This is a genomic window from Thiomicrorhabdus sp. (assembly GCF_963662555.1).
GTDB lineage: Bacteria > Pseudomonadota > Gammaproteobacteria > Thiomicrospirales > Thiomicrospiraceae > Thiomicrorhabdus.
Map to the genome: position 1 here is coordinate 1,410,448 of NZ_OY759719.1, position 23,414 is coordinate 1,433,861.

Below are 23,414 nucleotides of genomic sequence, written 5' to 3' on the forward strand. Positions count from 1 at the left end.
AAAATTATTAGTAATGAATTTTGTCTGTTTTGAGTTTCCAATCATTGAACGGCTTGATAGCCTCTTCTTCCAAAAATCGGTAGGTTGGAATACTTCGCTCTAAAATGGGTTTTGGAATTTCGTTATAAAGCATTTCATCATCAAACCCAATATCAGCTGCATCTTCACGAGAGTTTGCATAGTAAATAGTTTCAATACGAGCCCAATAAATAGCACTTAAACACATAGGGCAAGGTTCACAACTGGTATAAATTTCGCAGCCACTTAAGTCAAAGGTATTTAGCTTTTTACAGGCCTCTCTTATGGCTGTTACTTCTGCATGGGCGGTTGGATCATTTTCTGAGGTAACTTTGTTATAACCTTCAGCAACGACTTCACCATCTTTGGTAATAAGAGCCCCAAAAGGGCCACCAAAACCGGCTTCCATTTTTTCCTTTGAGAGTTTGATAGCGTGACGCATCAAATGCGGTTGACCGTTATGATTACAATTACACATGTTGAATCCTTTTTGTTGGTGGCAACATCAAATGAGATTGGATGGTTTGAGTATCTATTTCTAATATTTGTGCAACAACTGAAGCAGCAATGACTTCAGGCGTTTTACCCTGAATACTTGGGAGTCCAATTGGGCAAGTAAGAGTATTAAGTTGAGATTGTGTAATGCCATTGGCTAGTAATTTACGCTGGAACCGCACTTTTTTAGTTTTAGATCCAATTAATCCTAAATAACGATATTCACCTTGTTTTAGAATTTCTTCGGTTATTTCGTAATCTAGTTTATGGCTGTGCGTTACTACTAAAAAATAGCTCTCTTTACTTATTGTTTTAAGTAAACTTTTCCAATTATTAGTCTCTATGAATTCGACATTTTTGGGACTTGAATTTGGTATGTGTTCAGGGCGACTATCAACTACCGTTATATTGGTATTTAAGTATTGCAGCTGGTTAACAATGGCTTTTCCAACATGACCAGCACCAAATATCACAACTGATATTTCATCGCTTTGCAACGGTTCAATGAGTTGATTCTGTTTGTTTGTCCATGAAGCTTTATTTAAAGTTAATGAGTTTTCAATTTTTAATTGAGTTTTAATAAACCGCTTTTTTTGTATTGTGTCAGTTACTAACCAGGCAGTTTGATCTTTAGAAATGTTTTCAAATAGAGCGGGCAACCAAGTTGAGGTTTGTGGGTTAATTTTTTCAAATATTAGTTGTACTAATCCGCCGCAACATTGATCATAATTTGGGGTTAATGGTGTTTTATGCTCGCTAATTTCATTATCATTTGCATGAGTAAGCATATCTTTGGCTCTTGCGATAGCAAAGAACTCAAGATTTCCCCCACCAATTGTGCCGATAACGTGTTCATGATTGACTAATATTTTGGCACCGGTTTCTCTGGGAGATGACCCTTTTACATTACCAACTGTAATTAAGACAAACGGGGATTTGGAGTTTGCATAATCAGCTAAGACTTTCCAGTTTAAAGAATTAGGCACTTTTGGCTCCTTTTGCAATTTCTCGCAAGTTTTCGCACGCAAGAAGTACACGTTCGGGTGTGGCAGGAGCATCTAGTTTTGGACAGGCCTGGTAATTATTAACACTTGCAACCGCATCCGTTAAAGCATTGAATACGCTTATACCAAGCATTAGAGGTGGTTCACCTACTGCTTTAGAACGATATACAGTGTCTTCTCTGTTTGCGTCACAACGGAGGTGAATATTCATCTCTTTAGGGCGATCCCCGCATGAGGGTATTTTATAAGTGGAAGGTGCGTGTGTTTTTAATCTTCCGGCAGAGTCGTACACTAATTCTTCAGTGGTAAGCCAGCCCATTCCTTGAATAAATCCACCTTCTATCTGACCGGTGTCTATTGCAGGGTTAATTGAGTCACCGCAATCATGCACAATATCAACACGATCAACTTTGTACTCTCCCGTTAAAGTATCAACGGTTACCTCAGAAACGGCAGCACCGTAAGCAAAATAGAAGAATGGGTGACCTTGCCCAATGGTTTGGTCAAAATAGATTTTGGGTGTTTTGTAAAAACCAGTGGTGGATAGTGATACACGAGCTAGATAAGCTTGCATAATCAATTGCTTAAATGGAATGCACTGGTCTTCAATTTGTACACCTTGTGCGGTAAAGGTAATATTTTCTGGTTCCGTTGTGTAATGTTTGGATGCGAATTCAATTAAACGTTGTTTAATAATAATCGCAGCATTTTGGGCTGCTTTACCGTTAAGATCACAACCACTTGAAGCCGCCGTAGGTGAGGTGTTAGGCACTTTAGAAGTGTCTGTTGCCGTGATTTTAATGGTCTCAATTTCAACTTGAAACTCTTCAGCGACAATCTGTGCCACTTTAGTAAAAAGTCCTTGACCCATTTCTGTTCCACCATGGTTAAGGTGAATAGAGCCATCATTATAAATATGTAGCAGTGAACCAGCCTGGTTTAAGTGTGTTGCAGTAAAAGAGATACCAAATTTCACTGGAGATAAAGCAATACCTTTTTTAATGTATGGGCTCGTTTGGTTAAATTCTGAGATGTTTTTGCGACGTGCCTTATAGTTTGAGGTTGCCTCAAGCTCTTTGGTAATGTCGTGGATGATATTGTCTGTAACAGGCATATGATATGGGGTAATGTTGCGATCATTAATACCGTAATAGTTTCGTTTACGAATAGACAGGGGATCTTGTTGCAAATGGCAAGCAATTTCATCCATTACTCGTTCAATAGCAACCATCCCTTGTGGGCCTCCAAATCCTCTAAAAGCGGTATTTGAAACGGTATGAGTTTTGCAACGATGAGATATGATTGAAACATTTTCTAAAAAGTAAGCGTTGTCGAGGTGAAACATGGTTCTATCATTAATAGATGCCGATAAATCAGCTGACATTCCGCAGCGAGAAGCGGCTTCAAATTGAATGGCTTTAATTTGTCCCGAATTATCAAAACCTACATCATACTGAATAACATAATCATGGCGTTTACCAGTCATAGTCATATCATCATCACGATCCAAGCGGACTTTTGCAGGGCGTTTGGTATGGTGAGTTACTAAAGCAGCGATACTCGCAAACAACGCTGGTTGAGATTCTTTACCTCCAAATCCACCGCCCATTCGACGGACTTCAACATGAATGGCATGATTAGGCAGGCCAATTGCTCTCGCACAGCAATGTTGAACTTCACTTGGATGCTGTGTTGAACTGTACACTTTAATATCATAATCTTCACCAGGAATAGCAAGAGCAACATTGGATTCCAAGTAGAAGTGATCTTGGCCTCCAATTTCAATTTCGCCTTGAATTCGATTTTCTGTAGTAGGTAATACAACAGCTGGTTCACCACGTAAAAAGGTTTTAGACTCAAGTACAAAAGAGTTTTGTTCTAATGCTTGCTTAACCGTAGTTATGGCAGGAAGCGTTTCATATTCAATGATGGCTAACTGAGCAGCTTCTCTTGCAATATCAATGCTCTCAGCAGCAACAGCAAATAAAGATTGGCCCACATATTCAACTAAGCCATCTGCAAAGATAGGGTCACCATCTATCACGGGTGCGAAGTCGTTTTTTCCGGTGACATCTTTTGCGGTAATTACCTTGTGTACACCAGGAAAAAATTCTACAGGTGAAACATCTAAATTTATTATTTTGGCATGGGCCTGGGTGCTTTGAGCAATGTAAACATGCAGTAAATCACTTGGTTCTGGAAGGTCATCAATATATAAGGCTTCCCCAGTTACATGTTTATTTGCACTATCGTGTTTAACAGCGGCTTTAACACCACTGTTAATTCTTTTAGGAAGGCGTGAGTTTTCTGTTTTTGAGTCAATATTAGGCATGTTTTATCTCCCCGGTGTGTAAAACCTGTATGGCAATTTTTGGGGTGGAATCATCTGGTGATTGAGTTTCAATAAAAAATTTTCTGAGTAGATTTTTAGCTACGGTCATTCTGTATTGACTTGATGCTCTAAAGTCATCCAAAGGTTGATAGTCTTCTGATAAATTTAAACAAGCTTGTTCAATAACTTCTTCTGACCAGACTTGATTAATTAGAGCGGCTTCCGTCTTAGAGGCTCTTAAAGGTGTTCCAGCCATTCCCCCGTAGCATAGGCGAACAGTCTTGACCTTATTGTTGACTAGCTCAATATAAAAGCCAGTACTGACTGATGAAATATCTTGTTCAAAGCGTTTTGATATTTTATATACCTTAAAAACGCCCTCTGTATTTAAAGGGATGCGGACACATTCAATAAATTCATTCGGTTTGCAGTCTTGTTGTCCATAAGCTATAAAGTAATCTTGTAAAGCTAGAGTTCGGCTACCATTGATGCTACTTAAAACGATACTTGCCCCAAGTGCTATTAGTGGCGGGGGCATGTCACCAATTGGAGAGCCATTAGCTATATTTCCAACAATGGTTCCAGAGTTACGAATCTGAGTAGAACTATGTCTTTCTAGATAATCATCCATTTCTGGAAAATGCTCAGCTAAAATAGGCATGGCTTCGGAATAGGTAACGGAAGCTCCCAATTCAATATATTTATCGGTCACTTTAATACGCTTTAGTTCGGGGATTTGACCCAAATAAATCAGAGTTTCGAGTTTTTTTCGTTGTTTGGTTACCCATAGACCTAAATCAGTTGCTCCAGCCAATATATGAGCTTCGGGTTCTGATTCTATTGCATTCGTCAGGTCTGTAATATTGCTGGGTTGGATGTAAGTTTGAGTTGCGATTGAAAACTTCTTTGTCTCAGTTGGTTGAATCGCTTTCAGTAACGTGATTATTTCAGCACTTTCTTCTTCAATGTTCTTTTGGTCTTCCAAGGCTTTTTTTATTAAATTTTTACCGGATTCAATAATTGGCCCATACCCTGTGCACCTACAAAGATTTCCAGCATATGCTTTGTTCAAAGCATTAATTTGATCAATCTCTGTTTCATTTTCACAGGCCTGTTCATTAACAGTGGTTATGTCCTTTTTGTTTAACCGGGTATTTTGATAAAGTGCGAACCCAGACATCACGATCCCAGGAGTGCAAAAGCCACATTGAGATGCATGATGGTTAACCATTTCTTGTTGAACAGGGTGGAGAGCACCATCTTGTGTTTTTAGATGTTCGACTGTTAACACCTGTTTACCATCGAGCATTGAAACAAATAAAATACAAGCATTCACTGCTCGATAAGTTAGCTTTCCATTTATCAGTTCACCTAATACCACTGTACAAGCACCACAATCGCCCTCGGCACAACCTTCTTTTGTGCCTACTAAACGAGCATCATTTCTCAGGTAGTTAAGCAAAGTAAGGGTTGGAGAGCAATTAGTTAAAATGACTGGACGTTTATTAAGCAAGAATTGAATGTTATTAGAGTTCATTGTTTTCTCCTTAACTGCCGCGATAAGTGCTGTAGGCAAACGGTGATGCTAGTAAAGGTACATGGTAGTGGAAATTTAAATCGGTAATGCTAAATTGAATAGGTATGTCAGATATAAAAAGCGGTTCTGAGAGGCTTGGATTTGTTGATAAGAAGTAATTAGCCATTTCAAACACTATTTGATATCTGCCTAGCTTCATCTCTTTTTCACTTAATAAAGGCAGGTCTGTGCGACCATCGTCATTAGTGGTAGTTTCACGAACAAGTTTATACTGAGAGCCCTCCAAGTAGTAAAGCTTAATTTGTACGCCTCCAGCAGGTCGTCCCAAGCTAGTATCAAGAATGTGTGTGGTTAGTGCATTCATTGTAAGGATCTCTTAAAGTTGGTTTTGTTCTAAATGTTTATAAATATTGTACACAATGTTGATTTTGGTTTCTAGGTTTTATTACGAATATATGAACAAATTTTATCGACTTTATCGTTATAAATGCAGAATAAGTGAATATAAAATTCAAGAAAAGATTAAAATAAAATTAAATTAAATTTTTAATTTATTACTGCCAAACAAGTCATAAGTAATGGTTTTTAGGGTGGTTTTTAGTTTTTTATATAACTCATAATAATCGGTTTAAAAATAAAAACTATAAAAAACTCTTTACTATTGTTTTTTAAATTGTATACAATCTATATCAAGAAGTAGAAGCCTTGATATTGATCTTTTCAAGGAAAGGAGTCCTTTAAATGGATAAATCTAAAGGGTCAAAGAATCAAGAACAGGTAATTTATGATCGCTTGTTTGATGTCATTCTAGAACAAAAGTTGCAACCTGGTTCACGTCTGACGGAGGTTCCTTTAGCAGATATTTTTGGTGTTAGTAGAACCATTATTCGTCGTGTGTTACTGAGGTTGTCACATGAGGGAGTGGTTGAGATCAAACCAAATGTTGGTGCCAGTGTGGTTTCAACAGCACCAGAAGAGGTGAGTCAGTATTTTGAAGCAAGAAAAATCATTGAAGGTGCTCTTGCCAAAAAACTGTGCGGACATTTAACCGATTATCAGGCTGAAATGCTAAGTGCAATGGTTAGAGAAGAAGACCGTATGTTTGAAATGGGAAATTTGGCAAAAGGGCTTAGAAAATCAACCGAATTTCACTTTTTTATTGCAGATGCGGCTAAAAATGAACCGCTAGCTGAAATTGCCAAACAATTGATAGCAAGAACATCATTGATTGTTTCACAGTATAACCTTCCCGGTTCAGGTGGTTGTGCATGTATTGATCATAATACTTTGGTAAACATACTCAAAGACGGTGATCCTTTGGTCGCCGAAAAAATGATGATTGAGCATATTGAACATATTGAGCATGGTTTGCAGCTCAACGAAAAAAATATTGAACCTGATTTATATGCATTGTTAAAAGAGAGCTGATTCCAACCTATTTTTGAGGATGGACGTTCTAAATTAGTATGGAGAATGGAATGGATCCTCAAGTTGTAGAGTGGATTAATTTAAATGTCAAATGGATACATTTGATTGTTGGTATTGCTTGGATTGGAGCCTCATTTTACTTTAATTGGCTTGAGGGCAATTTAGAGCGTAATAAACCAGGCCTTAATAAAGGTGTTGCTGGTGACTTATGGGCCGTTCATGGCGGTGGTTTTTACCATGTTGAAAAATTTGAAAACGCACCTGAAAAATTACCAGACATTCTCCACTGGTTTAAATGGGAAGCATATTTAACTTGGATTACAGGTTTTGCAATGATGATCCTAGTGTTTTATCTTGCACCAAGCATTTATCTTATTGACGCTTCTGTTTCTAACATCTCTCCAGGTACAGCAATCGCGATTAGTTTGGGATCAATGTTGTTTGGTTGGTTGATTTACGATCAATTGTGTAAAACCAAGCTTTCAGAAAACGGCATGTTGTTTTTCTGGATTATATTTTTAAGCTTAACCTTATTAGCTTATGTTCTTACCCATCTGATTAGTGCCAAAGCAGCCTATATTCATGTAGGTGCTGTTATCGGAACCATTATGGTGGCTAATGTATTTTTTGGCATTATTCCATCTCAAAAGAAAATGGTTGCAGCGATGAAAAAGGGTGAAATCCCTGACCCGATTGTAGGTAAACGTGGTTTTCAACGTTCGTTGCACAATAATTACTTCACGCTTCCTGTTTTATTCATCATGTTAAGTGGTCACTACCCACTCACTTTTGGTAGTGAGTATAGCTGGTTGGTTTTAGCCGCTATTGCTTTGATTGGTGTATTTGTTCGTCATTACTTTAATTTAAAAAACCGTGGTCAAAATAAAGTTTGGATGTTGCCTCTAGCGGCATTGTTGATGGCTACTTTAGCTTATTTAACAATGCCTAAATCAAATGATAATTCTGCTCAAATTACTACAGTTAATTATGCAACGATTGCACCTGTTATTGAGCAGAGATGCATGTCTTGTCATGCAACTAAACCAACCAATATGGCTTTCAAAACTGCACCAAAGGGGATTGTTTTAGAGACGAAAGGTGATTTAGAAAAAGAGGCCGATAGCGTGTATGCCCAAACGGTAACAACTCATGCAATGCCTATCGGTAATTTGACAAAAATGACTGCTGAAGAACGTACTTTGTTAGCCAACTGGTACAAAACGTTTAAAAGCAAAACTTCGCAATAGAGATTGGAGTAATTAATGTCAGAACTATACGAAAGAGACTTAATTGGTTATGGACAAACTCCACCAAAGGTAACTTGGCCAAATAATGCTCGAATTGCTCTACAGTTTGTTATTAATTATGAAGAAGGTGGAGAAAACTGCATTTTACATGGCGATAAGACCTCTGAAGCATTTCTTTCTGAAGTAGTCGGTGCCTCTCATTGGCCTAATCAACGTCATATGAGTATTGAATCGGTTTATGAGTATGGCTCTAGAGTTGGTTTTTGGCGATTACACAGGTTATTTACTCAACACAACTTACCCGTAACCGTATTTGGAGTTGCAATGGCAATGCAACGTAACCCAGATGCTGTTACCGCAATGTTAGAAGCTAATTGGGAAATTGCTTCACACGGTTATCGATGGATAGATTATCGCGATGTAACTGATGAGACCCAACGTTTACACATTCAAAAAGCATTGGAAATTCATACTGAGCTTACAGGTAAGGCACCGAGTGGTTGGTATATCGGGCGAGACAACCATAGAACCAGAAAACTAATCTTGGAAGAGGTTACACCTCTTTATGATGCGGATTCTTATGCAGATGAATTACCTTACTGGGTCGAAAATACAGGGCTTAAATCTGGAGAGCCTCATTTGATTGTGCCATATACCTTGGATGTTAACGATATGCGTTTTGCATCTGCACAAGGTTTTAATTCAGGTGATCAATTTTTTAATTATTTAAAAGACAGTTTTGATGTTTTGTATGAAGAAGGGGAGTTTGCTCCCAAGATGATGTCTGTTGGGCTTCATTGCCGGTTAATTGGTCGGCCTGGACGTATCGCTTCATTAAAACGGTTTATTGAATACGTAGAATCTAAACAAGATGTTTGGGTATGTACAAGAGAGGACATTGCTAAGCATTGGCATACCAATCATTACCCTAGCAAAGTAGTTTAAAACTAGTTTAACAATCATTTTATGTTGGCAACGGCGTCAGCAATTTATTAATTTTAATTTATACCATTTTGGAGTGTTTCCGATGAAATTGAAGATGTTTTTTGCTGCCGTTGTAACTTCTGTAGCAAGTTTTTCCGCATTAGCCGCTACCCCAGTTAAGTTTACTTTAGACTGGAAGTTTGAAGGTCCCGCCGCCGCGTATTTAGTCGCAATAGACAAAGGCTTTTATAAAGAAGAGGGTCTTGATGTAACCATTGATTCCGGAAAAGGATCATTAGATGCTATTCCTAAGGTGGCATCGGGAACATATGAATTTGGTTTTGCAGACACCAACTCTCTAGTTAAATTTAAAGATCAAAATCCAGAATCAAAGCTTAAAGGTATTTTGATGGTATACAACAAACCGCCTTTTGCGATTATTGGCTCTAAGCAAACAGGTGTTTCAAAGCCTAAGGACTTGGAAGGCAAAATTTTAGGAGCTCCTGCACCTGATGGTGCCTATGCACAGTGGAAGGCTTTTACTAAAGTAACAGGTATAGATCCTTCTAAAGTCGAAATTGACAATGTAAGTTTTGCTGTGCGTGAATCTATGTTGGTTCAAAAACGTGTTGACGCAATCGCTGGCTTCTCATTTTCTTCATTCCTAAATCTTAAGAAAATTGGATTAGATCCTAAAGACATCAATGTCATGTTAATGGCAGATTATGGCTTAAAACTTTATGGCAACACAATTATTGTAAATCCAGAATTCGCCGCAAAAAATCCAGAACTCGTTAAAGGTTTTGTAAGAGCGACTATTAAAGGTTGGAAGTATACCGTTGAGCATCCAGCTGAAGCGGTGAAATATGTTATGGAAAAAAACAAAATTGCGAAAGAACCTGTTGAATTAGAACGTTTACAAATGTGTATTGATGGCAATGTGGTAACCGATCAAGTAAAAGCAGAGGGCTTTGGCGGGGTAGATTACGCTCGCTTAGCAGAGTCTATTGATCAAATTGGAATCAGTTATACGTTTAAACATAAGCCAGCAGCAGAAGCTATTTTTACAGAAGCATTTTTACCGGCTAAATCAGAAAGAGAATTCTAGACTATGTCAGACTTTATTCAGCTAGAAAAAGTTTCTTTAAGCTATAACGGCTCAGAAGAAATCAAAGATATGGCAATACATGAAGTCGATTTAACCATTCAGAAAGGAAGTTTTACCGCAGTTGTCGGTCCAAGTGGCTGCGGTAAATCAACCATGATGAAACTTTTGTCGGGATTACAAGCACCGACATTAGGTTATGTCTTTATGAATAATCGTGAGGTCAACGGCCCCGTTTCTGGGGTTGGAATGGCTTTCCAAAAATCGACTTTATTACCATGGCGAAATATTATTGATAACGTATTATTGCCATTTGAAGTAAGCCCTGATTATGAAAATCAATATCGTAGAAACAAACAAAAATACATTGATAAAGCGACTGAACTACTTGAGCAAGTTGGTTTAAAAGGTTATGAACATAGCTTTCCCTGGGAATTATCAGGCGGAATGCAACAGCGTGCTTCAATATGTCGTGCGTTAGTGCACGAGCCAAGTTTACTTATTTTAGATGAACCTTTTGGAGCTCTTGATTCATTTACTCGCGAAGAGCTTTGGATTATGTTGAGTGAACTTCAAGCAGCCAAAAAATTTACTGTTTTATTGGTAACTCATGACTTAGAAGAAGCCTCATATTTGGCTGACGATATTTATGTTATGTCTACTCGTCCTGGGCAAATCGTCCATGAAGAGAAAGTTAATTTCCCTCGTCCAAGATCTATTGATATTCGTTACGACGCAGAATTTACCCATCTTGTGCAAAAGCTTAGAGGCTTTATTAAAGCTGCTAAGGAGGCCGCATGAAAAAAACCGCATGGACTTCATTAACAGAAACAAAGTCTTATGAATATGGTGCACCGTTACTGATTTTTTTATCAGCAATTGGTATTTGGCAGATAACGTGTATGTTGGGAAATATTCCTGAATATTTTTTACCATCACCTATTCGTATATTTCAATCGATGATGGAATATCAAGATGCGTTAATTGAAAATGGTTGGCAAACTCTTAAAACGACTATTATTGGTTTTGCAATTTCAGTTGTATTTGGCGTTGCTGTTGGGGCATTAATTGGTAATTCAAAAACCTTGTATAATGCTCTATACCCTTTGTTTATTGCATTTGAAACCGTTCCAAAAGTTGCCGTAGTTCCTATTTTAGTATTATGGTTTGGTATCGGTACAACACCGGCGATTTTAACGGCATGGATTATCTCTTTCTTTCCAATTGTTGTTAACGTATCAACAGGTCTGGCAACTTTAGAGCCAGAAGTCGTTGATGTAATGCGAGCACTAAAAGCCAGTAAGCGCCAAATTTTATTTAAAGTTGGTATTCCTAATACATTACCGTACTTTTTTGGAGCATTAAAAATCTCAATTACTTTAGCGTTTGTTGGCTCAGTGGTTGCAGAGACAGTTGCTGCCAATGCAGGTGTAGGGCATTTAATGCTTTCAGCACAAGCCAACTTTGACGTTCCATTAGTTTTTGCAGGCCTGGTTGTTTTGGCCATAGAAGGTTTAGCTGTTTATACCTTGTTTGCATTATTAGAAAAACGCATGACTAAGTGGGCTTTTAGGAATTAAACTAAATTAAATATAGAAGTAATCTTTTCATGACATTGGATGAACTTAATAAATTACCGCCCAAAGCCTTTTTAGAGCAGTGTGAATTGTTGTTAGAACACTGTGATTGGGTTTTACCAATCTTAGCTGAATCTCGTCCTTTTATGAGTAGTTTAGATATGCAAAACAAACTGGCTGTTGCAATCAAAAATGCCCCTTTGGATTTGCAGAAACAAGCTTTGAAATTACACCCTAAACTTGGTGTAGGTAAAGCTCAACCAGGTTTTTCTCAATCAGAACAACAGCAAGCAGGTTTATCGAGTTTGAATGAAGATGAATTGATGTTATTTAAAAAGTTAAACCAAGAATATGAAAACAAGATGGGGTATCCATTTGTGGTAGCCGTTACGGGGATGAATAAGGCACAGATATTGAAGTTGATGCAACAGCGTTTAAATCACGCTGAAGAGATAGAATGGCCTGTATCTGTAGCAGAACTAATTAAAATTGCTCAGATAAGAGTGACAAAATTAATCGAATAGATTGATCGGATTGCTTTGGCTATAGTTACACTGGGAAAAGATCAAAGTTTTAAACCGATGGCTAAAAAGCGTTGTTAACCATCGGATTAACTAAGATAGGTTTATTCGTCAGCGTGTTTAGAGATTGGTTTTACGTAATCTAACTCTAAATCCCATGGAAAATAAATCCAAGTATCTTGCGGTACTTCAGTTATGAAGTTATCTACTAAAGGTCGTCCTTCAGGTTTTGCATATACGGTTGCAAAGTACGCTTTTGGTAGTCGTTCACGAACAAACTTTGCCGTTTTCCCGGTATCAACCAAGTCATCAATTAATAGATAGTTTTCACCATCGACTGTTGCCGTTACATCATTTAATACTACAGGCTCATTAATTTCTTTATGGCTATAGGTTCTAACTGAAATGGTATCAACGACTCTGATTCCAAGTTCACGAGCAATAATTCCAGCTGGAATCATACCACCACGTGTAATTGCAATAATGCCATCCCATTTTTGGTCTAATGCTATTAAATCATGTGAAAGACTTCTACAGTCACGGTGAAATTGATCCCAAGAAATAATATGTTTTTTAATTTGTGTTGTCATAAGCCGCTACTTTTTTTAATTTTGAAAGATTATACAGTAATTCTTTAATATCAAGATGTTGAAACGGAAATATTTATATGAAAATAATATCCGGTGGTCAAACAGGCGTGGATAGAGCGGCATTAGATTTTGGTTTATTACACCAAATCGAAATTGGCGGTTATTGTCCAAAAGGTAAAATCGCTGAAGATGGTGTTATTCCATCTAAATATGGTTTAACAGAGCTTTCAAGTCAAAACTACAGCCAAAGAACTTTAAAAAACGTCATTAATAGCGACGCAACTCTTATTATCTATTTTGATAAGCTCTCAGGCGGAACCTTAAATACCCGAGACTTTTGCAGACAAGAAGATAAACCTGTTTTATTAATTGATGCATCCCAAAAAACACCAAACTATTGGGGGCAAAAAGCTAAAGAGTTTGTGTCCAATTATCATGTTAATACACTCAATGTCGCAGGGCCTAGAAGCAGTAAATGCAGTTTGTGTTATGAATACACGATGCGTTTACTTGGCCAATTTCTTTAAATCTAAGTTTATAGGTCGTTCATAAAGTTTCGTTATCTAAAATGATCGACTGGAGTTCAGAATGCCAGAACAATTCAAAACACAAGTAAGTACAAAAGGCATGGTTGTAGCACCACACTATGCCGCTGCAGATGCAGGCCTAGACATTTTGAAGTCAGGTGGTAATGCCATAGAAGCCGCCATAGCAACAGCAGCTTCTCTAGCCGTGCATTACCCCCACATGACAGGAATTGGAGGAGATGCTTTTTGGTTAATTTATGACCCAGAAGACGGTGTGAGTTTTATTGAAGCATCTGGCTATTCAGGCTCTAAAATCACGACAGATTTATACTCAGGTATGGAAACCATTCCATTTAGAGGTAAGCTCGCAGCGAATACAGTTGCAGGAGCAGTTTCAGCTTGGGATTTAGCTTATCAAAAAAGTCAAAAAGAGTGGGGTGGAACAACCTCTTCTAAGACACTCATGCAAGAAGCCGTTGATTCTGCTACGACGGGTATATCCGTAACACAATCATTAGCTGAAACCCTAAAAGAGAAAGCCAAAGAACTTCAAGCAGATTTACCTTTTTCAGAAGTCTATTATCCTGAAGGAAAGGTACTGAATGAAGGAGACACTTTAGTTCAAAACGCTTTAGGTAAGACCTTAGAAAAATTAGGCAAAGAGGGCTTTGATGATTTTTATCGAGGAGAACTTGCAAGCTCAATAGCAACAGACTTTTCTAATCGAGAAGGCTATATCACTCAACAAGATCTAGAAAACCATCAAGCTTGTTGGAAACCCTACCTTGAATTGGAAACCTCAAAAGCCACACTTTTTAATGCCTCTGCTCCTACTCAAGGTGTGGCTTCACTAATGATTTTAGGACTGTTTGACCGATGGAAAGAAAAGCTTCCTAAAAATGATTCTGCCGATTACGTTCATCTATTGGTAGAGGCCACCAAAATCGCTTTTTCTCATCGAAATAAAATGGATACATCAGCGAGTAAAGAAGATTTACAAAAATGGCTGGAACCAAAATATCTTGATAAATTGAGCCAACAAATTGATTTAAATAAAACCCATGATTGGGATGAAATAACCTCGCCAGGAGATACAACTTGGTTTGGTGTCATTGATTCTAAAGGACGGGTCGTCAGTGCTATTCAAAGTATTTACCATGAATTTGGTAGTGGATTTATGCTCCCATCTTCAGGTATTGTTTGGCAAAATAGAGGGTGCAGTTTTTCACTTGATACTCATCACGTTCGTAGTCTAGAGCCACATAAAAAACCTTTTCATACCTTAAACCCTGCGATTGCTTTATTTAAAGATGGTCGAGTAATGGCTTATGGAACAATGGGAGGCGACGGTCAACCACAAACACAAGCCGCCGTTTATAGTCGTTATGCTTATTATGAAGATGATTTACAAACGGCCATAAATAAGCCGAGATGGTTATTAGGAAGAACCTGGGGTAATGCTTCTGAAAGTTTAAAGCTTGAATCACGTTTTTCTGATTCATATGAAGAAGCTCTTACCGAAAAAGGTCATGAATTTGAATGGCTTAATCCTTTAGATTCCGTCGTCGGGCATGCAGGAGCATTGGTTCTCTATCCATCATCAAAAATTGAGGGGGCAACAGACCCGAGAAGTGATGGTAAGGCAGCGGGGATTTGATAACGGATAAAAATCTGAATGTGCTCACACCTTCTTTAGCTTTATGTTTCGACTTTACTATGCTTTTCAGTAAAGATGTCTAATTAATCTAAAAAAGTATGTGGTGGGTCTAATAGACATTGACATTAGCGTGATCAGAAGATAAATAAAAGACAATAAAAAAGCCCACCCTTCAAAAGAAGAGCGGGCTTAGTTATTTGGTGGAGCTGGGGGGAGTCGAACCCCCGTCCGCGAAGCCGCCATCTAAAAATCTACATGCTTATTTGGTTTATTGATTTAACCAAGATGTTACCCAACCAGCAGGGATCACATCAGGCGAGCTTGTAAAGTTTGATGCTAAGTACCCAAACACGTACTTAACACGGTTCTATGTAATATGATACAGCGACCAGGGGCCATAGACAACTTTCCTGGGCTGCACTAGCGGCCTAAGCTGCTAGAGCGTAGTTATCGTCGTTTGCAACTATAACAAAGTTGAAATAAAGATTTACGTGCATCATTCAGGCACGACATGCATCTCAAATTTTGTACTCCCCGTCGAAACCAGTACAGCCCCGAATTTTTCTTGCTAGCCGGTGTTTTGGCTAACAAGGGGAATCTTTTAAGAGTTGAGGTATTATTGGGGGTGAATCAAAATAATTCAAGGGATGGTTTGAATAAAAGACCAAAAAGAGTGATATTTATCTTATGTCGCCTTTTAAAATGCGTTGTTTGTCACGATTCCAATCACGCTCTTTCATGGTGGCACGTTTGTCGTGTTGTTTTTTACCTTTGGCAAGGCCAATGGCTAATTTGACTTTACCTTGTTTCCAATAAAGTTCTAATGGCACAACGGTCGAGCCTTCAATATCTACCAAGCCACGTAAGCGATTAATTTCTCTGCGGTGTAAAAGCAGTTGGCGAGTTCTTAAAGGGTCGTGAAAACTATGGGTAGAGGCGGTCATTAGCGGAGTGATTAATGCACCAAATAACCAGGCCTGGTTATCTTTAAACATAACATAGCTTTCACCTAGTTGAATTTTGCCTGCACGTAAGCTTTTTACTTCCCAGCCTTCAAGACTAATACCTGCTTCTAATGTGTCTTCAATAAAGTAGTCAAAGCGAGCTTTTTTATTAAGGGCAATGGTATTTTCTTTGTTATGTTTTTTCTTTTTAGCCATGATGTGTCTTTAAATAAATTATTTTAATTTTTATTGTGTCTTTCAGTTTGTCTGTGCAAGGGACACAGTTTTATGCACAGCGTGTGGCCTGGCATTATACCAGGGCTTTACAGTGTTGCGGTGAAGCTTATTTGAGTTGACGATTTGTTATGCAAAAATCCATGACTTCTGGCGGGATAAATTTAACCATTCTTTGAGTGTCCATTGTAAAGTCACGTTTATGTCCGTTATCCGCTTTTAGACTGAATTTTATGTCTTTTTGTTGTTTGATGGCTTGATTGAGTTGTGTAAAAAAATCACGCTGGTCATCGGGTGTTTTTCCAGGTCTAAAGCTTGGCATCTCTTTAAAGGTGAATGAGTAAAACCAACTCATACCAAGTTGGCCTGGTTGAAGCGTTTTCTCTGTTTTAAACAGTTTGGTTAGATGATTGTTTTGCCCGCCCACTGAAAGGGTGTAATTTTCTGAATCATCACCTACGGTCACTTTCATATCTTGTTTGTCGTCATATACATAACCGTGTTTGGCAAACTTATCGGATGCATTGGGCAGTTTGCCGTTTTCGGTTAGGTTTTTTTCTTGTTCAGTGTATTGCATACTGAAGTTAGTAAAATAAGGTTTACAACGTAGAAAAAAAGCCGCCTGTTCACCAAAGTTTGGTGGAATATATAAAACCGTTGCTTCGGTGACTTTATCGGTAAAATCATCGGATTTGTAGTTTACGACCCAGCTATCGGTAATGTATGGATTAGATGGGTTTTCAATCAATTTGTCTTCATCTGCATAACTAGTTGAAACATAGCCGATAAACCCAATGTAAAGCAGCATCTTTGCAAATTTTTTAGATCGATTGGGTAAAAATGCTTTTATTTGGTAGCTTTTTTGCAATGCATTAGGCGTAGATGAATTCACAGTTTTCTCCAGCGTTGGCTTTGTTTGTGTAGCGAGCAGATAGCATAAATATTGTGTTATTTTATGGTTTAAAAATATACCATACCGCATTATTAATTTTAACACTCGGTTAATTAAAAAACGCTTAGCTAGGCTTTGTTATAATAATGCACCTTAATGTGTTGGCTCTCGTAGAGTAACAGTGAATTATAAAAGCTTAAAAACGATATATTTATAATGAAAAAAATTGCAAGAACCGCTTTGTTACCTTATTCAGCTCAACAAGTTTACGCTTTAGTAAATGATGTGGCATCGTACCCAGAATTTTTACCTTGGTGTGGTGGCTCGGAGGTTTTGAGTGCCTCTGAATATGAAATGCAAGCAAGTGTTACCATTGCTAAGGCGGGTATTAAGCAGACGTTTAAAACCCAAAACCACCTAGTTCCAGGTGAACGTATCGAGATGCATTTGCTCGATGGTCCATTTAAGTCTCTTCGAGGTGAATGGGAGTTTAAAGTGTTGGATGTGGATGCCTGTAAAATACTTTTTGAAGTAGAATTTGAAGTGAGTAATGGTCTATTAAATATGGCAATTGGTCCAATATTTGAACATATTGCAAGTACCTTAGTTGATTCCTTTTGTGAACGAGCCAAACAGATTTACCAGTAAATAAGAGTTGATGATGAGTGAGATGATTCAAATAGAAGTCGCTTATGCCTTAGAAGAGGTGCAATACCTGTTTGCCGAAACCGTAGAAAAGGGTACAACCGTTGCACAAGCATTAGAAAAATCAAAGCTTTTAAAAGAATTACCAGGCCTGGTAATTGATAAAGTGGGAATTTTTGGAAAGTTAGTTACACCAGAAACGGTATTGAAAATGGGTGATAGAATTGAAGTGTATCGCCCTTTAAAGGTTGATCCAAGAGATCGTAGAAGACAAAAAGTTGAAGAAGAGCGTAAAGCAGCAAAATAGGCGTTGTCTGTGGTTGATGTGGTTTAGTTTTGAGTTAATTATTGCCTAATAAGTTTTACCCATTCAAACTAACTCAATAAAAAGGCCTGGTAAATTAGATTTACCAGGCCTTTTTAGTTTAAAACTTTTAGCATTAGATGTTAAAAGTTATTAAATACGATTTTATTTGTTTGAGTTATTTAAAACCAACCTAACCCTAACCAAGAATCATCTTTTTTAAGTTGAGCAGTTTGTTTTTGTTCTTTCCAACTGCTTAGCAGTTTGTCGTTATCAAACTTTAATATTACGTGTGCGGTATGGTTTTCACGTTCAGAATTTTGCTCTGAACTGTAGTAAATATATTCCCAAACAGAAGGGTTAAATGGGTTTTTCCCCATTGGTGGCCCTAATAATTCTCTAACTTGTGATTGAGTTAAACCTTCTTGTAATAATGTTAAAGACTCTTTGGTCATAACATTACCTTGAGTTAACGGAGCTTTATAAGGTTCTAAATAAGAACAGCCAGACAAAAGCCCAAAGCTCATTAATCCCACTAAAAAAAGTGAACGAGTACGAGAGAGTAACGTAAAAGAAGTGTTTGTTTTAGACATGCTTTCCTCAGAATGAATATTGCCCAATCTTGAGTTTGTAAGGACAGTTTTCTGTAAAATCATTATTTCTATTTAAATTCTAGTTATGAATATTTTAGGGTATTATACACACTATTCTTGCTATGCACCTTTAGTCCTATCAATTAAATTTTAGTGGCTAACGGACATCAGGATTCTGGCTGTTTTAAAGTGCAATTGGCGATAAACTTGTTAATTATTTACTGCTAAATATGAGTGAACTATATCCGGATTAGGGTAATTAAAAAATAGCCCATAAAATCAACAGTTACACTCAGTAAAAAGAAAAGCAAAAAGTATAAGAGGATAGTATGAGCGGAGCAGAACTCAAAAAAGTCGGTTTAAAAGTGACTCTACCAAGATTAAAAATTCTAGAAATTTTAGAAACTTCTGGAGACGAGCATCACCTAACGGCTGAAGACGTTTATAAAATCCTACTAGAACAGGGTGAAGAAGTCGGTTTGGCAACGGTTTATCGTGTGCTTACTCAGTTTGAACAAGCGGGTATTGTTAGACGTTTAAACTTTGAGAATAATATCTCTATCTTTGAACTTGATACTGGTGATAATCATGATCACTTAGTCTGTTTAAAATCTGGCCGTGTCAAAGAGTTTGTTGACCCTATAATTGAGAACCGTATTCAAGAAATTGCCAAAGAAAATGGTTATGATTTATCAGGCCATAGTCTGGTTATTTATGGGACTTTGCCACAAGAATCCAAATAATATTTGATAGTTATCAGAAATAAAAAAGGGGCTTAATCGCCCCTTTTTTGTATGTTTAAAATCTCATAAGACCTTAATTGTTTTGGGATAACCCTGTGCCAAAATTCAATTAGGTTGTTTTATTTTGTGCACTTTCTAGCATCTCTTTGGCATGGCTGAGAGTTTGTTCTGTGAGGGTTAGGCCACCAATCATTCTTGCTAACTCTTCAATACGCTGTTCTGAACTAAGCTGTTTAACTTGTGTGGTAGTTGAATTGTTTTGTGTCTGTTTTGCAATATGTAAATGACTGTGACCATGAGAAGCCACTTGAGCCAAATGGGTAATGGAAAAGATTTGTTTGTCTTTACCCAATTGCTGCATTTTTTGACCGACTACTTCGGCAATACCGCCACCAATACCCACGTCCACTTCATCAAAAATCAGGGTTGGCAGTTGTGCGACTTCTGAGGTGGCGACTTGAATCGCTAAACTAATACGAGACAATTCACCGCCCGATGCGACTTTAGCAAGCGGCTGTAATGGCTGGCCTTTGTTAGCTGTCACATTAAAGATTACTTTGTCTGTACCATTGGTATTAGGTTGCTCAGCATCACTTAAGGCTACTTCAAAGAGTCCATTAGGCATGCCTAAGGTTTGCATGCCTTCAGTAACAATTTTAGACAGGTTTTTAGCCGCTTTTTGACGTGATTTTTTGAGTGAATTAGCTTGGTCTTGATAATTTTTCCAGGCCTGGTCAAGTTCGGCTTTTAATATTTCCAAAGAGGCATCAGACTGTTCTAAACGAGCTAAGTCTTCTTGAATTTGTTGGTGTTTCTCAACCAGTTGCTCTGCTTCAATATTGTATTTTTTAGCCAAGCCAAATAGAGCAGACAAACGTTCTTCAACGTTTTGAAGTTGTTGTGGGTCTAAATCAATGTTTTCAGAATGATGTTGAATTTCGGTTGCCGCTTCTTGTACCTCAATTACGCTACTGTTTAATTGGGTGATTAAACCTTCTAAGCTTGGGCTGAATTCAATAATCGACTCTAATGCATGAATCGCCTGGTTGATTGAATCAACGGCGCCTTGTTCTTCTTCAATTGCATTGTAGGCTTTATCACAAGCCAGTTTGATTTCACTTGCATGAGAGAGTTGGCTTTGTTCTTCAGATAAAGCATCAAATTCGCCATCTTGCGGGTTGATTTCATCAAATTCATTTTTTTGAAAACTTAATAATTCAAGCTTACTTTGGTAGTCGGCTTGTTCTTCTTCAATTTGTTTTAGTTGGCGTTTTAAATCTTGCCATGCTTTAAAGGCTTGATGTGTTTGGCTAAGATTTTTTGGATGATTGGCGTAGGCATCAAGAAGGTCTAACTGTTTATTGCTAGACAATAATGTTTGATGCTCATGTTGGCCATGAATATCAATCAAAAAACTCCCTAGGGTTTTCAGTTGGTTTGCCGCAACAGGGTAACCATTAATGTAAGCTTTTGAACGGCCTTCTGAAGTAACGGTTCTACGCAAATAACATTGAGTGTCATCATCTAATTCTTGCTCAACTAACCAGCTTTGAACATGCGGAAGTTTCTCAATTTCAAATAGGGCGGTTACATCGGCTTTTGGGGTGTTGTGGCGAACTAAAGAGCTATCGGCACGTTCACCTAAAGCGAGGCCTAAGGCATCTAATAAAATCGATTTACCTGCACCTGTTTCACCCGTTAGGGTAGTGAAGCCAGTATTAAATTGCAGTTGAAGTTTTTCAATTAGGGCTAAGTTTTGAATAGAGAGTTCTTGCAGCATATAAGGAGTTCATTTCACATTAATAAATTAAACAGGCCTGGTAATTTAACAATTTACCAGGCCTGGTGATTTGCTATTGATTTGAGATTATATAGGAAATAAATATAACAAAAAATGCTTTAATTTCGCTTTTTGTCAGCCTTTCACAAAGGCGTTTAAGAAAGCTTGTCGCCCCAGTGTAATTTAGCTCGTAATAGCTCAAAATGGTCGTGATTCTTTGGGTGTAAAAGACGTAAATAATGTTCATTACGTTTCACGATTGTTTGATGGTTTGGCGAAATATCATGGGTGATTTGACCATCACAAATAATCTGCGCTGTTTTGTCACAATATTCATGTGCACGTAATTCCACAGTACTACTGCTATTAATCACATAAGGGCGTGTGCTCATGGTATGCGGATTAATAGAAACTAACGTTATCGCATCAACACCCGGATCTAAAATTGGCCCACCAGCAGACAATGCATAAGCTGTGGAGCCCGTTGGGGTAGAGATAATCATGCCATCAGAACGTTGACTGTTTAAAAAGCGACCATCTACAAAAGTTTCAAATTCAATCATTCGTGGAGAGTCGGTTTTATGAATCACCACATCGTTAATAGCACGTTCTTGGAATGTGAGCTCACCATTTTCATAAACACTCACTTGCAAGACATTACGTAACTCTTCTTGATACACACCAGACAAAATCTCTTCCATGGTTTCAATCATGTCATCTGCGGATACATCGGTTAAAAAACCAAGGCGACCCAGGTTAATACCCAGTATCGGAACATCGTTATCGGTAATACAGCGAGCGACATCCAAAAAAGTGCCATCGCCACCCACCATAACCGCAAGGTCAATTTTACTTTTTAAGTCTTCTCGTTCTAAAAGTTCAACTGATTCATGTCGCGGAAATTTTTCACAAGAGGGCTTATCTAAATACACAGTTCGGGATTTAGAGTGAAGATAATCAATTAGCATTTCAATATTTTCCCAACATTGATTGCCTGTGTATTTTCCAAATATTCCGATTGTTTGAAACATGTTCATAAACTCATATGTAATCTAAGCCAAGCTTAAGGGATGGGTAATAAGTGTTCTATTTAACTCTTTGTTCTAGCTTTGTTGTAGCTTTATTCTAGTGTTTTTAATTTTATAAATTCTATATAAAAGTCAATTGAAGGCCTTGAATAACCAACTATTGTTCATATAATTTAGCAGTGTATCTTAAAGAGTGCTTAAAGTGTTAAACGACCGTTCACAACTATTATTTAAAAACTTAATGGGATTATACCTTAATGATGGCAAGCCGGTAGGGTCAACTACACTCGCCAAATTACCCGATATTGGCTTGAGTTCAGCAACGGTTCGTAATGTGATGGCAGACCTTGAAAAAATGGGCTTGATTCACTCACCGCACACATCAGCAGGGCGCGTGCCTACCGATACCGGTTACAGACTGTTTCTTGATTCCATGCTTACCTACGAGCCTCTTTCACAGCAAAAACAAGCCTCCATTCGTAATGAGTTATCGGTGGGTTTAAACCAAGATGACTTGTTAGAAAGTGCCTCAAAAGTATTGTCTGGCATTACCGGTATGACCAGTTTGGTGTTAATGCCAAATAAACAGCAAGAGGTGCTCAAGCATATCGATTTTATTCAGCTCGGTGCTAATCGTGTATTAGTGGTGTTGGTCTTTAATGATCAAGATGTGCAAAACCGCATTATTGAGCTCGAAAAACCTTTTAGTGGTGATGAACTTCAGCAAACTGCAAACTATTTAAATGAACACTGTTTAGGCAAAAATCTAGCCGAAGCTAAACAATTTTTAATGTCTAGAATGGATACCATTCGTTCTACCACCAATGAATTTATGAGCTCGATTGTGCAAGCAACCGACTTTGTTTTAGAAAGTCAGCTAGCCCAAAAAATGCCATTTTTAGTCTCAGGTAAAACCAATTTACTCAATTACCAAGAGCTGGCGAGTTCAGAAAAATTAAAAGCCCTATTTAACTCATTTGAACAACACAATGAAATGGTGTCACTGCTCGATAAAAGCATGCAAGCCCAAGGTGTACAAGTATTTGTAGGCCACGAATGCGGTAATGAAATTTACCAAGACTGCAGTATTATCACTACGCCTTATGAAGTTGAGGGCGAAATTCTAGGTGTACTAGGTGTAGTAGGTCCAAGCCGAATGAACTATCAAAGAGTCGTACCTAGAGTCGATATGACCGCCAAAATCTTAAGCTCACTTCTTAAAAAATAATTTCATAATTAACGCTCATATTAAGGCTGTTAAAATTTTTATTGTCTGGCTCGATTGATTC

Annotated in this window: 24 protein-coding genes and 1 other RNA gene; 13 read left to right on the top strand and 12 right to left on the bottom strand. The window is 37.9% G+C overall.

Features of this window, described 5'->3' with window-relative positions:
• Positions 1 to 7: 7 nt before the first annotated feature.
• Genes ACORJQ_RS06140 through uraH form a run of 5 tightly spaced genes read right to left on the bottom strand, consistent with a single transcriptional unit; the run spans position 8 to position 5,750 of the window.
• On the bottom strand, positions 8 to 496 hold the full coding sequence (locus tag ACORJQ_RS06140) for a nucleoside deaminase (RefSeq protein ID WP_321322871.1): 489 nt from the start codon (positions 494 to 496) through the stop codon (positions 8 to 10).
• Positions 489 to 1,499, bottom strand: coding sequence for a xanthine dehydrogenase accessory protein XdhC (xdhC, locus tag ACORJQ_RS06145; protein ID WP_321322872.1), 1,011 nt, complete (start codon positions 1,497 to 1,499; stop codon positions 489 to 491). Before xdhC ends, ACORJQ_RS06140 begins: the two co-directional genes overlap by 8 nt.
• Entirely contained in the window at positions 1,492 to 3,849 is a 2,358-nt protein-coding gene (gene xdhB / locus ACORJQ_RS06150; protein ID WP_321322875.1) for a xanthine dehydrogenase molybdopterin binding subunit, read from the bottom strand. Before xdhB ends, xdhC begins: the two co-directional genes overlap by 8 nt.
• Positions 3,842 to 5,386: a xanthine dehydrogenase small subunit gene (gene xdhA / locus ACORJQ_RS06155; RefSeq protein WP_321322877.1), complete on the bottom strand. Its 1,545-nt coding sequence runs from the start codon at positions 5,384 to 5,386 to the stop codon at positions 3,842 to 3,844. Before xdhA ends, xdhB begins: the two co-directional genes overlap by 8 nt.
• Positions 5,387 to 5,396: 10 nt before the next feature.
• On the bottom strand, positions 5,397 to 5,750 hold the full coding sequence (uraH, locus tag ACORJQ_RS06160) for a hydroxyisourate hydrolase (protein WP_321322878.1): 354 nt from the start codon (positions 5,748 to 5,750) through the stop codon (positions 5,397 to 5,399).
• Positions 5,751 to 6,127: 377 nt separating this feature from the next.
• Here uraH and ACORJQ_RS06165 point away from each other — a divergent pair, with 377 nt between their 5' ends.
• The 7 genes from ACORJQ_RS06165 to uraD all read left to right on the top strand — a co-directional run bounded on the left by ACORJQ_RS06165 (position 6,128) and on the right by uraD (position 12,191).
• Complete coding sequence (locus ACORJQ_RS06165; RefSeq protein WP_321322880.1) at positions 6,128 to 6,814, top strand: GntR family transcriptional regulator; 687 nt, start codon at positions 6,128 to 6,130, stop codon at positions 6,812 to 6,814.
• A 50-nt stretch (positions 6,815 to 6,864) separates the two neighbouring features.
• Positions 6,865 to 8,061 carry a urate hydroxylase PuuD gene (locus ACORJQ_RS06170; protein ID WP_321322882.1) on the top strand — a complete coding sequence of 399 codons (1,197 nt, stop codon included), beginning with the start codon at positions 6,865 to 6,867 and terminating at the stop codon, positions 8,059 to 8,061.
• Between the two features lie 15 nt (positions 8,062 to 8,076).
• Entirely contained in the window at positions 8,077 to 9,006 is a 930-nt protein-coding gene (puuE, locus tag ACORJQ_RS06175) for an allantoinase PuuE (RefSeq protein ID WP_321322884.1), read from the top strand.
• Between the two features lie 82 nt (positions 9,007 to 9,088).
• Positions 9,089 to 10,093 (top strand): ABC transporter substrate-binding protein, encoded by a 1,005-nt coding sequence (locus ACORJQ_RS06180; protein WP_321322886.1) that lies wholly within the window; start codon positions 9,089 to 9,091, stop codon positions 10,091 to 10,093.
• Between the two features lie 3 nt (positions 10,094 to 10,096).
• Positions 10,097 to 10,891, top strand: coding sequence for an ABC transporter ATP-binding protein (locus ACORJQ_RS06185; RefSeq protein WP_321322888.1), 795 nt, complete (start codon positions 10,097 to 10,099; stop codon positions 10,889 to 10,891).
• Complete coding sequence (locus tag ACORJQ_RS06190; protein ID WP_321322890.1) at positions 10,888 to 11,670, top strand: ABC transporter permease; 783 nt, start codon at positions 10,888 to 10,890, stop codon at positions 11,668 to 11,670. The genes ACORJQ_RS06185 and ACORJQ_RS06190 overlap by 4 nt, the downstream gene beginning before the upstream one ends.
• 29 nt (positions 11,671 to 11,699) lie before the next feature.
• The gene (gene uraD / locus ACORJQ_RS06195) at positions 11,700 to 12,191 is read left to right on the top strand and encodes a 2-oxo-4-hydroxy-4-carboxy-5-ureidoimidazoline decarboxylase (protein ID WP_321322893.1); all 492 of its coding nucleotides are present in this window, start codon (positions 11,700 to 11,702) and stop codon (positions 12,189 to 12,191) included.
• Between the two features lie 101 nt (positions 12,192 to 12,292).
• Here uraD and gpt read toward each other — a convergent pair whose 3' ends face one another.
• Complete coding sequence (gpt, locus tag ACORJQ_RS06200) at positions 12,293 to 12,778, bottom strand: xanthine phosphoribosyltransferase (protein ID WP_321322895.1); 486 nt, start codon at positions 12,776 to 12,778, stop codon at positions 12,293 to 12,295.
• A gap of 77 nt (positions 12,779 to 12,855) precedes the next feature.
• Here gpt and ACORJQ_RS06205 point away from each other — a divergent pair, with 77 nt between their 5' ends.
• Together ACORJQ_RS06205 and ACORJQ_RS06210 are read left to right on the top strand one after the other, a co-directional pair.
• Positions 12,856 to 13,305, top strand: a complete 450-nt coding sequence (locus tag ACORJQ_RS06205; protein WP_321322897.1) for a putative molybdenum carrier protein — start codon at positions 12,856 to 12,858, stop codon at positions 13,303 to 13,305.
• Positions 13,306 to 13,366: 61 nt separating this feature from the next.
• Positions 13,367 to 14,962 carry a gamma-glutamyltransferase family protein gene (locus ACORJQ_RS06210; protein ID WP_321322899.1) on the top strand — a complete coding sequence of 532 codons (1,596 nt, stop codon included), beginning with the start codon at positions 13,367 to 13,369 and terminating at the stop codon, positions 14,960 to 14,962.
• A 198-nt stretch (positions 14,963 to 15,160) separates the two neighbouring features.
• Here the strand turns inward: ACORJQ_RS06210 and ssrA are convergent.
• The 3 genes from ssrA to ACORJQ_RS06225 all read right to left on the bottom strand — a co-directional run bounded on the left by ssrA (position 15,161) and on the right by ACORJQ_RS06225 (position 17,032).
• Positions 15,161 to 15,518: a transfer-messenger RNA gene (gene ssrA / locus ACORJQ_RS06215) on the bottom strand.
• 124 nt (positions 15,519 to 15,642) lie between these two features.
• Positions 15,643 to 16,122 (bottom strand): SsrA-binding protein SmpB, encoded by a 480-nt coding sequence (smpB, locus tag ACORJQ_RS06220; RefSeq protein ID WP_321322901.1) that lies wholly within the window; start codon positions 16,120 to 16,122, stop codon positions 15,643 to 15,645.
• Between the two features lie 127 nt (positions 16,123 to 16,249).
• Positions 16,250 to 17,032, bottom strand: a complete 783-nt coding sequence (locus ACORJQ_RS06225) for a hypothetical protein (protein ID WP_321322902.1) — start codon at positions 17,030 to 17,032, stop codon at positions 16,250 to 16,252.
• Between the two features lie 216 nt (positions 17,033 to 17,248).
• On the opposite strand from ACORJQ_RS06225, the gene ACORJQ_RS06230 reads away from it, so the two are divergent.
• Together ACORJQ_RS06230 and ACORJQ_RS06235 are read left to right on the top strand one after the other, a co-directional pair.
• Entirely contained in the window at positions 17,249 to 17,680 is a 432-nt protein-coding gene (locus tag ACORJQ_RS06230; RefSeq protein ID WP_321322904.1) for a type II toxin-antitoxin system RatA family toxin, read from the top strand.
• 13 nt (positions 17,681 to 17,693) lie between these two features.
• Positions 17,694 to 17,984 carry an RnfH family protein gene (locus ACORJQ_RS06235; protein ID WP_321322906.1) on the top strand — a complete coding sequence of 97 codons (291 nt, stop codon included), beginning with the start codon at positions 17,694 to 17,696 and terminating at the stop codon, positions 17,982 to 17,984.
• A 179-nt stretch (positions 17,985 to 18,163) separates the two neighbouring features.
• On the opposite strand, the gene ACORJQ_RS06240 is transcribed toward ACORJQ_RS06235, so the two are convergent.
• Positions 18,164 to 18,574 carry an outer membrane protein assembly factor BamE gene (locus ACORJQ_RS06240; protein WP_321322908.1) on the bottom strand — a complete coding sequence of 137 codons (411 nt, stop codon included), beginning with the start codon at positions 18,572 to 18,574 and terminating at the stop codon, positions 18,164 to 18,166.
• A 329-nt stretch (positions 18,575 to 18,903) separates the two neighbouring features.
• Between ACORJQ_RS06240 and fur the strand changes: the two genes are divergently transcribed.
• Positions 18,904 to 19,317, top strand: a complete 414-nt coding sequence (gene fur / locus ACORJQ_RS06245) for a ferric iron uptake transcriptional regulator (protein ID WP_321322910.1) — start codon at positions 18,904 to 18,906, stop codon at positions 19,315 to 19,317.
• Positions 19,318 to 19,426: 109 nt separating this feature from the next.
• Here fur and recN read toward each other — a convergent pair whose 3' ends face one another.
• The gene (gene recN / locus ACORJQ_RS06250) at positions 19,427 to 21,097 is read right to left on the bottom strand and encodes a DNA repair protein RecN (RefSeq protein ID WP_321322912.1); all 1,671 of its coding nucleotides are present in this window, start codon (positions 21,095 to 21,097) and stop codon (positions 19,427 to 19,429) included.
• 155 nt (positions 21,098 to 21,252) lie between these two features.
• A complete protein-coding gene (locus tag ACORJQ_RS06255) occupies positions 21,253 to 22,128 on the bottom strand; it encodes an NAD(+) kinase (protein ID WP_321322914.1) in 876 nt (291 codons plus the stop codon).
• 199 nt (positions 22,129 to 22,327) lie between these two features.
• Here ACORJQ_RS06255 and hrcA point away from each other — a divergent pair, with 199 nt between their 5' ends.
• On the top strand, positions 22,328 to 23,353 hold the full coding sequence (gene hrcA / locus ACORJQ_RS06260) for a heat-inducible transcriptional repressor HrcA (protein ID WP_321322916.1): 1,026 nt from the start codon (positions 22,328 to 22,330) through the stop codon (positions 23,351 to 23,353).
• The last annotated feature ends 61 nt before the right edge of the window (positions 23,354 to 23,414 follow it).